The organism is Flavobacterium sp. UBA4854, from assembly GCF_002399805.1.
GTDB lineage: Bacteria > Bacteroidota > Bacteroidia > Flavobacteriales > Flavobacteriaceae > Flavobacterium > Flavobacterium ginsengisoli.
Genome location: NZ_DHEI01000141.1, coordinates 2,411 through 13,229, shown reverse-complemented (window position 1 = coordinate 13,229; position 10,819 = coordinate 2,411). Strand labels below are relative to the sequence as shown.

The 10,819-nt window shown below is 35.0% G+C and carries 10 protein-coding genes; 6 read left to right on the top strand and 4 right to left on the bottom strand.

Going from position 1 to position 10,819, the window contains the following annotated elements; all coding sequences use genetic code 11:
- The 6 genes from B3J44_RS20500 to B3J44_RS20475 all read left to right on the top strand — a co-directional run.
- Positions 1 to 270, top strand: a 270-nt coding sequence (locus tag B3J44_RS20500) for a helix-turn-helix transcriptional regulator (RefSeq protein ID WP_286971151.1), incomplete at its 5' end; no start/stop codon positions are given.
- A 221-nt stretch (positions 271 to 491) separates the two neighbouring features.
- The gene (locus tag B3J44_RS20495) at positions 492 to 950 is read left to right on the top strand and encodes a MarR family winged helix-turn-helix transcriptional regulator (RefSeq protein WP_111288579.1); all 459 of its coding nucleotides are present in this window, start codon (positions 492 to 494) and stop codon (positions 948 to 950) included.
- Between the two features lie 119 nt (positions 951 to 1,069).
- The gene (locus B3J44_RS20490) at positions 1,070 to 3,460 is read left to right on the top strand and encodes a 3-hydroxyacyl-CoA dehydrogenase/enoyl-CoA hydratase family protein (protein ID WP_286971150.1); all 2,391 of its coding nucleotides are present in this window, start codon (positions 1,070 to 1,072) and stop codon (positions 3,458 to 3,460) included.
- 4 nt (positions 3,461 to 3,464) lie between these two features.
- Positions 3,465 to 4,646 carry a thiolase family protein gene (locus B3J44_RS20485; protein ID WP_286971149.1) on the top strand — a complete coding sequence of 394 codons (1,182 nt, stop codon included), beginning with the start codon at positions 3,465 to 3,467 and terminating at the stop codon, positions 4,644 to 4,646.
- Between the two features lie 182 nt (positions 4,647 to 4,828).
- Positions 4,829 to 6,634, top strand: coding sequence for an acyl-CoA dehydrogenase family protein (locus tag B3J44_RS20480; RefSeq protein ID WP_115888680.1), 1,806 nt, complete (start codon positions 4,829 to 4,831; stop codon positions 6,632 to 6,634).
- A gap of 230 nt (positions 6,635 to 6,864) precedes the next feature.
- The gene (locus B3J44_RS20475; RefSeq protein WP_286971148.1) at positions 6,865 to 7,959 is read left to right on the top strand and encodes a glycoside hydrolase family 18 protein; all 1,095 of its coding nucleotides are present in this window, start codon (positions 6,865 to 6,867) and stop codon (positions 7,957 to 7,959) included.
- Positions 7,960 to 8,008: 49 nt separating this feature from the next.
- On the opposite strand, the gene B3J44_RS20470 is transcribed toward B3J44_RS20475, so the two are convergent.
- From B3J44_RS20470 to B3J44_RS20455, 4 genes are all read right to left on the bottom strand, one after another.
- Positions 8,009 to 8,500, bottom strand: coding sequence for a hypothetical protein (locus B3J44_RS20470; RefSeq protein WP_198856478.1), 492 nt, complete (start codon positions 8,498 to 8,500; stop codon positions 8,009 to 8,011).
- An 82-nt stretch (positions 8,501 to 8,582) separates the two neighbouring features.
- Positions 8,583 to 9,497, bottom strand: coding sequence for a transporter (locus tag B3J44_RS20465; protein ID WP_286971147.1), 915 nt, complete (start codon positions 9,495 to 9,497; stop codon positions 8,583 to 8,585).
- Between the two features lie 41 nt (positions 9,498 to 9,538).
- Positions 9,539 to 10,054, bottom strand: a complete 516-nt coding sequence (locus B3J44_RS20460; protein WP_286971146.1) for a DUF4251 domain-containing protein — start codon at positions 10,052 to 10,054, stop codon at positions 9,539 to 9,541.
- 4 nt (positions 10,055 to 10,058) lie between these two features.
- Positions 10,059 to 10,487, bottom strand: a complete 429-nt coding sequence (locus tag B3J44_RS20455; protein ID WP_286971145.1) for an META domain-containing protein — start codon at positions 10,485 to 10,487, stop codon at positions 10,059 to 10,061.
- Positions 10,488 to 10,819 lie beyond the last annotated feature (332 nt).

The window sequence follows — 10,819 nt, the reverse complement described above, 5'->3', positions numbered from 1 at the left end:
ATCGAATTATGGGTTGATGCTTCTAATGCACCTTATGTGCTTACCAAACCTTTGCATGAATCTCAGCGTTTAATTAAAGAAAACGAAGACGGAAGCGTCATTATACATATATATGTAATCCCAAATTACGAAATGGAGAGGCTTTTACTAGGATTTGGAAGCTGCTTGGAGATTTTAAAGCCAGAAGGTCTGAGAAATCGTATGAAAAAGATACTTCAAGACGCTATTTCACACTACGATTCTGAAAAACCAACTGAAATAAATGCATGATTTTTTACAGAATATCGAATTAAATGCGTTTTAAAAACTAAAAAAGGATTTTTACAGCATCAAAAATGTTAAAATCTAAAAAAAGAATAGTATATTACACTTAAAATAAACAACCAAAACCCTCTAAATCAGGGATATTTTATAACTAACCAAAAAATTATTAAAAAATTATATGCATGCATAGTATTTTTTAATTATATTTGAAATCGATATAGTTACCTATGAAAGACAAAACGATAGATTATATTTTAAGAGCGACATGGCAAGCTGTTTCAAGAATGTATAATGAAGAGGCTGCAAAATACGATGCAACAATGGCGACAGGGTTTGCTCTCTTAAGTATGGATAAGGAAGAAGGAACTCCGTCAACGGCTTTAGGTCCGAGAATGGGCATGGAAGCAACCAGCTTAACAAGAACCTTGAAATCTATGGAAGAAAAAGGTTTAATTGTTCGCAAAAAGAACCCAAGCGATGGAAGAGGTGTTTTGATTTACCTTACCGATTTTGGAAAAGAAAAAAGAGATTTATCTAAAAATACAGTTCTAAAGTTTAATGAAACCGTTAGAAAACATGTTTCAGAAGAAAAACTGAATCATTTTATCGAAGTTTCTGAAATAATCAATGAACTGATTCACGATAAAAACATATTTAATCAAACAGAAAACACAGAAAAAGAATAACATTCTTTTCCTCCTACAAACAAATAGTAACAAATTATGAAATCGCCAACAATAAAGTTTTTTCCAATTAATAAAAAGGCGATAACATATTTGACAAATAGAAAACAAAATTAACAAATATGAAACGCACAATTAAAAAAGTTGCTGTAATTGGATCCGGAATTATGGGTTCAGGCATAGCTTGTCATTTTGCTAACATTGGTGTCGAAGTTTTACTTCTGGACATTGTACCGCGTGAATTGACCGAAGCTGAAGCTAAAAAAGGATTAACACTTGAAAGTAAAGCCGTTCGCAACCGTGTGGTAAACGAACATTTGGCGAATTCATTAAAATCGAAACCCTCTCCTATTTACAGTCAGAAATTCGCAAATAGAATTACGACTGGAAATACGACAGATGATATGGCAAAAATTGCTAATGTTGACTGGATTATCGAGGTTGTTGTTGAGCGTTTAGACATTAAGAAATTAGTTTTTGAACAAATCGAGAAATTCCGTAAACCGGGAACTTTGGTAACTTCTAATACTTCTGGTATTCCAATTCACTTTATGAGTGAAGGAAGAAGCGAAGATTTTCAACAGCACTTCTGCGGAACTCACTTTTTTAACCCTGCGCGTTACTTAAAATTATTTGAAATCATTCCTGGTCCAAAAACTTCTACTGAAGTATTGGATTTCTTAAACGAATACGGATCAAAATTCTTAGGAAAAACTTCGGTTGTTGCTAAAGATACTCCAGCGTTTATTGGAAACAGAATTGGGATTTACGGAATCCAGAGTTTATTCCACTTGGTAAAAGAAATGGGATTAACGATTGAAGAAGTTGATAAATTGACAGGACCAGTAATTGGCCGTCCAAAATCAGCTACTTTCCGTACGGTTGACGTTGTTGGACTGGATACTTTGGTACACGTTGCCAACGGTATTTACGAAAACTGCCCGAACGACGAACAACACGAATTGTTCAAGCTTCCTGATTTCATCAACAAAATGATGGAAAATAACTGGTTAGGAAGCAAAACTGGACAAGGTTTCTACAAAAAAGTAGATAAAGATATTCTTTCTTTAGACTTAGATACATTAGAATACCGCGCTGCGAAAAAAGCAAATTTTGCTACGCTTGAACTAACAAAAACTATTGATAAACCAATCAATCGTTTTAAAGTTTTAGTAAAAGGAACAGACAAAGCGGGAGAATTCTACCGTAAGAGTTTCGCTGGAATGTTTGCGTATGTGTCAAACAGAGTTCCTGAAATCTCAGACGAATTATACAAAATTGACGATGCCATGAAAGCTGGTTTTGGATGGGAAAATGGTCCATTCGAAATCTGGGATGCAATTGGTGTTGCAAAAGGAATTGAAATCATGAAAGCGGAAGGTTTAGCGCCTGCTGCATGGGTTACTGAAATGTTGGCTTCAGGAAGCGAAAGTTTCTATACTGTAAAAGAAGGAGCAACTTATTTCTATAACATTCCGACAAAAACACAAGTAAAAGTTCCTGGACAAGATTCATTTATTATTCTGAACAACATTCGCGAAAGCAAAAAAGTTTGGAGCAATAGTGGTGCAATCATTCAGGATTTAGGAGACGGAATCTTAAACTTAGAATTCCAATCTAAAATGAATACTATTGGCGGCGATGTTCTACAAGCTATCAATAAAGCAATCGACTTATCTGAAAAAGAATATCAAGGTTTAGTTATTGGTAACCAAGCGGCGAATTTCTCTGTTGGAGCTAATATCGGAATGATTTTCATGATGGCGGTTGAGCAGGAATACGACGAACTGAACATGGCAATTAAATTGTTCCAAGATACAATGATGCGTGTTCGTTACTCTTCTATTCCAGTTGTAGTAGCACCTCACGGAATGACTTTTGGTGGTGGATGCGAAATGAGCTTACATGCTGATAAAGTGGTTGCTGCTGCTGAAACGTATATGGGATTAGTTGAATTTGGTGTTGGTGTACTTCCTGGTGGTGGTGGATCTAAAGAAATGGCTTTAAGAGCTTCAGATTTATTCCGCAAAAATGATGTGGAATTGAACGTTCTTCAAGAGTATTTCTTAACAATCGCTATGGCAAAAGTTTCTACTTCTGGTTACGAAGCTTTTGACACAGGACTTTTACAACATGGAAAAGATGTTATTGTAGTAAACAAAGATCGCCAGATTGCTGAAGCTAAAAAACATGCTTTGTTAATGGCAGAAGCTGGTTATACACAACCTATCAGAAGAACTGATGTTAAAGTATTAGGAAAACAAGCTCTTGGAATGTTCTTAGTTGGAACAGATCAAATGGAAGCTGGAAAATACATTTCTGAGCACGATAAGAAAATCGCAAACAAACTAGCTTATGTAATGGCTGGTGGTGATTTATCTGAAGCAACTTTAGTATCTGAACAATATTTATTAGATATCGAACGTGAAGCTTTCTTATCTCTTTGTACTGAGAGAAAAACTTTAGAAAGAATTCAATACATGTTAACCAAAGGGAAACCGCTTAGAAACTAAGAAAATGAAAACAGCATATATAGTAAAAGCATATAGAACAGCAGTTGGAAAAGCTCCAAAAGGTGTTTTTAGATTTAAAAGACCTGATGAATTAGCAGCTGAAACCATTCAGTTTATGATGGACGAACTGCCTGATTTTGATAAAAAACGTATCGATGACGTTATGGTAGGAAATGCCATGCCAGAAGCTGAACAAGGTCTTAACGTTGGTCGTTTGATCTCTTTGATGGGATTAAAAGTTGAAGACGTTCCTGGTGTTACAGTAAACCGTTACTGTGCATCTGGATTAGAAACTATCGGAATGGCGACGGCTAAAATCCAGTCAGGAATGGCAGATTGTATCATCGCTGGTGGTGCAGAAAGCATGAGCTATATTCCGATGGGAGGTTACAAACCAACTCCAGATTATAAAGTTGCCGCTGCAGGTCATGAAGATTACTACTGGGGAATGGGTTTAACTGCTGAAGCGGTAGCTAACCAATATAAAATCTCTAGAGAAGATCAGGATGAGTTTGCTTACAACTCTCACATGAAAGCATTAAAAGCACAAGCAGAAGGAAAATTCGATAAACAAATCGTTCCGATTACTGTTGAGCAGACTTTCATCAATGAAAATGGTAAAAAAGAAACTAAATCTTACGTTGTAAACAAAGACGAAGGACCAAGAGCAGGAACTTCTAAAGAGGCTTTGGCAGGTTTAAAACCAGTTTTCGCCGCTGGCGGAAGTGTAACTGCGGGTAACTCTTCTCAAATGAGTGACGGTGCTGCTTTTGTTTTAATTATGAGCGAAGAAATGGTAAAAGAATTAAATCTTGAGCCAATCGCACGTTTGGTAAACTTTGCTTCTTCTGGTGTTGAACCAAGAATTATGGGTATCGGTCCTGTAAAAGCAATTCCGAAAGCATTAAAACAAGCGGGATTAACATTAAACGATATTGAGTTAATTGAATTAAATGAGGCTTTTGCTTCACAAGCTTTAGCAGTAACTCGTGAATTAAACATTAATCCAGAAATCGTAAACGTAAATGGTGGAGCGATCGCTTTAGGTCACCCTCTAGGATGTACTGGTGCTAAACTTTCTGTTCAATTGTTCGACGAAATGAAACGCAGAGGTAATAAGTACGGAATTGTTTCTATGTGTGTGGGGACTGGGCAAGGAAGCGCTGGTATTTACGAGGTATTATAAGAAAGCATTATTAAGTAAAGTATACGTTCAGTTTGTCATTTCGACGAAGGAGAAATCTTCGCAAGTAGCTCTGCAAAGATTATCAACTATGTGGAAAATCGTCGTGAAGATTTCTCCTTCGTCGAAATGACAAGATTGTGTACAAAAACCATAAATAAAAAACATACAAAAAAACATTAACAATGGCAGATACAATCGAAAAAAACGTGACTCGTGGCGGTCAGTTTTTAGTTAAAGAAACAAAATGCGAAGATATCTTCACACCAGAAGATTTCTCGGAAGAGCAGTTAATGATGCGTGACTCTGTAAAGGAGTTCGTAGACAAAGAATTATGGGCGCATAAAGATCGTTTCGAAAAGAAAGATTACGCTTATACAGAATCATCTATGCGTAAAGCTGGTGAACTTGGACTTCTTGGAGTTGCGGTTCCAGAAGAGTACGGCGGATTAGGAATGGGATTTGTTTCTACAATGTTAGTTTGTGACTACATTTCTGGAGCAACAGGTTCTTTCTCAACTGCTTTTGGTGCACACACTGGAATTGGAACTATGCCAATTACACTTTACGGTACAGAAGAACAAAAGAAAAAATACGTTCCAAAATTGGCTTCTGGAGAATGGTTTGGAGCTTATTGCTTAACTGAGCCAGGTGCAGGATCTGATGCTAACTCAGGAAAAACTAAAGCTGTTTTATCTGAAGACGGAAAATACTACTCTATCACAGGACAAAAAATGTGGATTTCGAATGCAGGTTTCTGCAGCGTTTTCATCGTTTTTGCTCGTATTGGAGATGATAAAAACATTACAGGTTTCATCGTAGAAAACGATCCTTCAAACGGAATTTCTATGAATGAAGAAGAACATAAATTAGGAATCCGCGCTTCTTCTACTCGTCAGGTTTTCTTCAACGAAACAAAAGTTCCTGTTGAAAACATGTTGTCTGAAAGAGGAAACGGTTTCAAAATTGCAATGAATGCTTTAAATGTTGGTCGTATTAAATTGGCTGCGGCATGTCTTGATGCTCAAAGAAGAGTTACTTCTGGAGCTGTAAAATATGCTAACGAAAGAATTCAGTTCAACACTTCAATTTCATCTTTTGGAGCTATCCGTTCTAAATTAGCTGAAATGGCAACGAATGCTTACGCTGGAGAAAGTGCTTCTTACCGTGCTGCAAAAGACATCGAAGACAGAATTGCTGCTCGTGAAGCGGAAGGGACAAGTCACCAAGAAGCTGAATTGAAAGGTGTTGAAGAATATGCTATCGAATGTTCTATCTTGAAAGTAGCAGTTTCTGAAGACGTTCAATCTTGTTCTGACGAAGGAATCCAGATTTTTGGTGGAATGGGATTCTCTGAAGATACTCCAATGGAAAGTGCTTGGAGAGATGCTCGTATCGCTCGTATCTACGAAGGAACAAACGAAATCAACAGAATGCTTTCTGTAGGTATGTTGATCAAAAAAGCAATGAAAGGACACGTTGATTTACTTGGACCAGCAATGAAAGTTCAAGAAGAATTAATGGGAATTCCATCTTTTGATACTCCAGATTTCTCTGAATTATTTGCTGAAGAAAAAGGAATCATTGCAAACTTGAAAAAAGTTTTCTTAATGGTTGCTGGAAGCGCTGTTCAAAAATATGGTCCTGAATTAGATGCTCACCAACAATTATTAATGGCAGCTTCTGATATCTTAATTGAAATCTACATGGCTGAAAGTACAATTTTGAGAACTGAAAAATTAGCAAAAGCTCAAGGCGAAGATAAAGTTCAAGAGCAAATTGCTATGGCAAAATTATACTTGTACAAAGCAGTAGATATCGTAAACTTAAGAGGAAAAGAAGGAATCGCTTCTTTCGCTGAAGGTGACGAACAACGTATGATGTTAATGGGACTTAAACGTTTCACTAAATATACTAATCTGCCAAATGTTGTGGCACTTAGAGAAAAAATTGCAGCAAAATTAGTAGCAGAAGATACTTACTGCTTCTAATTTCAAAATAGTTTTTAGCTTTTAATTTGTTATAAACCCGCGCAAGTCCGAAACTGCGCGGGTTTATTTTTTGCCACATTTTCAGAAAAGATATTTCTTACATGCCGCAATATTTTTGCAGTTATTTGCAAAATATTTGTTAAAATTAGCTTTTAGACTCCGACAAAATAGTTAAACATCAAATGTATTACAGTATATTTAACGTTCTAAAAACTATAAAAAACAAAATAATGAAACAAATTAACCTAATTGCATCATTTTTATTGTGCTTTTGCATCACCGCCGCTTTCGCACAGAAAAATAAAAAAATGGACATTATTGCCTATTACACAGGCGATTCTCAACTTATTGATCAATACGAAGTTGGAAAATTGAATCAGATTATTTTTAGTTTTTGTCATTTAAAAGAAGGGAAATTAAGTGTCGATTCTGCAAAAGATTCTCTTACAATCAAACATTTAGTTTCACTTAAAGCAAAAAATCCGAAACTTAAGATTGTTTTATCACTTGGTGGCTGGGGAGGCTGTGAACCTTGTTCTGAAGCATTCTCAACTGCTGAAGGCCGCTTAAAATTTGCAAAATCTGTAAAAGAAGTTAGCGATTATTTTAAAGTTGATGGTTTAGATTTAGATTGGGAATATCCATCAATTGAAGGACTTCCTGGACATTTATATCAAGCTGCTGACAAACCAAACTTTACAGAACTTCTTAAAATTTTACGTTCAACATTAGGAAAAAAATATGAACTAAGTTTTGCGGCTGGAGGTTTTCAAAAATGTTTAGATGAGTCTATCGACTGGAAAGCTGTTGCTCCTTATGTAAACCGCATCAATATTATGAGTTATGATTTAGTAAACGGCTATTCAAAAGTTACAGGACATCACACTCCATTATACAGCACAAATCCTAAAGAAGAATCTACAGACAGAGCTGTTGAATTTTTATTGAAAGCAGGAGTTCCTGCTGAAAAATTAGTAATTGGAGGAGCATTTTATACCAGACAATGGAAAAACGTAGAAAACATCAATAATGGATTGTATCAGGCCGGAGAACATTTTCAAGGTGTTGACTTTAAAAACTACGCTACAACATATACAGAAGCAAACGGCTGGAAATATTTTTATGATGAAAAAGCTCAAGCTCCTTATTGGTACAACGCTTCGACTAAAACTTTTGCAACGTCAGATGATTTAAAATCGATCAAAGCAAAAGCTGAATACGCAAAAGCAAAAAAATTAGGCGGAATTATGTTTTGGGAACTTACTTTGGATAGTTTCCGCGACGGAATGGTAAATGAAATTTACAAAGTTAAAACTGAAAAATAAAAAAAAGCGGGAATCAAATTGATTCCCGCTTTTTTTATAGACGAATATTTTACATCGTTTTAGTCTTATTTTTATCCATTTCACCAATAAATGGAATAGCTTCTAAAATTTCGCTTCTAATTATAGTTTGAAGATAAACCTCAAGCTGAATAAATTTTGCTGCATTTATTGAACCAATTGCTTTTTTTGCCTGATTATAAGTTTTAGAGTAAAGCTTTTCATAATCAACATGGTTTTTCAAAGTAGCTTTTGCCAATTCATCAGCTTTAGCATCGGTCAAAGTTTCGTAATTTGCCGCATAATCGTTTATCAATTGAAACTTTGTCTGCCCTAAAGCCTTTCGCGACGTTTCATAATTATCGTAAACTTTTGCAAAGGCTGCCGCTTGCGCGTCAGATAAATTCATGTACTGTTTTACCAGGTCAGCTTTAGATTTTCCATAAACGCTTTGTACTACTTCTAAATCTTCTTTGTAAGAAGACTGCGCATAAGATGAAAATGAGGCTACCGCCATAATAAGAATAAGACTTAATTTTTTCATAGTTTCAATTTTAAATTTGTTTTTAAAAATATATGCATACTCAAATATACTGATTTTAAACACATTAAATCATAATCATATTTTAAAAGAAAGAATATTGATACACTGCTGATAAGGCATAATAATTTAGTCCGTTGTTGGTATAAGCTCCAATGTGATATTGAAATCTGACCGACTGCCCTTTGGCAATTGGAGTAGAAAAAGTTCCTCCTACTCTCCAGTTATCAATCTGGCTGTCATCTGAAACTCCATCAGTAATAGTTCGTCCTCCAAAAAACCAAGTCGTATTGAAGCCAATCCACATTTGGTTTTTAAAATAATAGCTTGCATGCGCCTGAAGGCTATAGGTTGGTTTTTGCTCTAATTTTTTTCCTAAATAATCATTATTATCCGTATAAAACCACATCCCGCCATAGGCCTCGGCATAAACATGAGCAAACCGTTTCGACACCCCTATTTCAGGCTTAAAAGCCCAGCGGTTTGTTCCAATGTTTACTTGTTTATCACCGTAATATCTTCCTGTTGGAATTGAAGTAACCAAACTGACTCCAAGAATTGTTTTTTGCTCAAAACTTCTAAATTCAGATTTATCAAGTGCGGGAGAACCTAATAAATTAATTCCGAAACGCACTTTCATATCTGCAAAACCAGTTCTTGAGCCAGTAACCAGCTGATCGCTAATTACAGCAGATCCATCCATAAACGTAAAAGGTATCGCTACCTGTATGCGAGCCAGTTTATCTGCCATCCCAAAAGTTCTGATATAATTTACAGCCATATTGTGGCTTTGAAGTGTAAAATCTTTTATGGGTAAAGAAGGATCTGTCAGCACATTTCCATTCATAAAAACATAACCTGCAGCAATTACATTTAAACTTTTAGGAACATTTGCATACACTCTGGGTTCCAAATCCTGACCAAATACGCTGAACACACCAAAAAAGAAAAACAAAACCGAAAACTGCCACTTTAATAACAAAAAAAAGATTCTTACCATATATTCAGACGAAATTGTGACAAGTTTAGTATTGAATTAAATCATTGTTTCTCTGCTGATTTTGGAGCATATATTATTCCATCATAATTAATTGGACCTCTATTATTGCTACTCACAGAAAGTGTTGTACTTCCGTTGTAGAATATAGAAAAAGTTAAATCATAGACATCACTTTTACCTCTTACTGTCGCCTTTAGAATGGTGCTATTCTTTTTAGTTTCAACCTTAATATTCTCAGGCTTGCCTTCAAATTTTATTCCGCCATCGCTATTATATCCCACATTATAAGCACGTCCAAAGAAAGGCAAATCGCAAGTTGTGTTATCGGCATTAAACTTTAAAAAATAAGTATTATAATCGAGCTGAAGCAATCTACCTCCTTGAGGTGTTGCTTTTTGGGCTTCAAAAACAAAATTTTGAGAATCTATAAGCGCTTTGATTTCATTTTGTTTCTTTAACTCTCTTTCTTGTTTAAGTTCTTTTTTTGTTTTCTCCTGTGCAGAAACCGAAAAGTTAATTACAATCAAAAACAGTAAAACAGACATCGTAGTTTTCATAATACTATTTTTTAGTAAAACGCATCATGGCAATATCTCCAGAAATAAAATTCAAAGTCTTACCATCATTAGTTACATCGTAAGAAGTTATTTTCTGAAGCGTACTCAAATAAGTTTGTTCACCTTGCAATCCATCCAAACACATCATTTTCGTTACTGCCATTGGCTGAGTAAAATCAATTTTGTTGCCATCAACAACCAATTTTCCTGTGTATGAATTACAGCTTGCGTTACCAGAAACTTGATTTGCTTTGGTATCAAATTGTATTGTTGGTTTTTTATTTGGATATAATCCATCAAAAGCAATTCGGGGACCAGAAATATAATTCAATTCCCAAGTTCCGTCAAGTTTAGAAAGTGTATCCGTTTTTGCGCATTTGCAAGAAAATAAAAACGAACTAAAAAAAACGAGGGTAAAAATCTTTTTCATCATAACATTAAGAATTAAATGTGAGCGAATTAGATAAATGGTTTTCAGAAATTATTCGTTAAAAACCTATACGAATTTAAACAATATTTTCGGTTTTTAACTCAATCAATATCAAATTATAACGTATAGTTTGACTTTTTTTTAACTTTTAGAGTTAATCAATTCCGTTATTTTATGTTAAATTTACTTAATCTTTAACTAAAAATGCCCGTAGATATGAAAAAACTAATTGTTTCTTTCGCTATAATTACAGCCTTAATCATTGGTTGTAAAACAAATAACAAATCAAATGACGCTAAAACTCTGACTGTTGCATTAGAACCAAAAAGCAACAG

Excerpts from the sequence above, each read along its gene's own strand:
- B3J44_RS20470 (WP_198856478.1), bottom strand. The coding sequence starts at position 8,500 with ATGAAAAAATTAAGTCTTATTCTTATTATGGCGGTAGCCTCATTTTCA.
- B3J44_RS20455 (WP_286971145.1), bottom strand. The coding sequence starts at position 10,487 with ATGATGAAAAAGATTTTTACCCTCGTTTTTTTTAGTTCGTTTTTATTT.
- B3J44_RS20495 (WP_111288579.1), top strand. The coding sequence starts at position 492 with ATGAAAGACAAAACGATAGATTATATTTTAAGAGCGACATGGCAAGCT.
- B3J44_RS20485 (WP_286971149.1), top strand. The coding sequence starts at position 3,465 with ATGAAAACAGCATATATAGTAAAAGCATATAGAACAGCAGTTGGAAAA.
- B3J44_RS20490 (WP_286971150.1), top strand. The coding sequence starts at position 1,070 with ATGAAACGCACAATTAAAAAAGTTGCTGTAATTGGATCCGGAATTATG.
- B3J44_RS20465 (WP_286971147.1), bottom strand. The coding sequence starts at position 9,497 with ATGGTAAGAATCTTTTTTTTGTTATTAAAGTGGCAGTTTTCGGTTTTG.
- B3J44_RS20480 (WP_115888680.1), top strand. The coding sequence starts at position 4,829 with ATGGCAGATACAATCGAAAAAAACGTGACTCGTGGCGGTCAGTTTTTA.
- B3J44_RS20475 (WP_286971148.1), top strand. The coding sequence starts at position 6,865 with ATGAAACAAATTAACCTAATTGCATCATTTTTATTGTGCTTTTGCATC.
- B3J44_RS20460 (WP_286971146.1), bottom strand. The coding sequence starts at position 10,054 with ATGAAAACTACGATGTCTGTTTTACTGTTTTTGATTGTAATTAACTTT.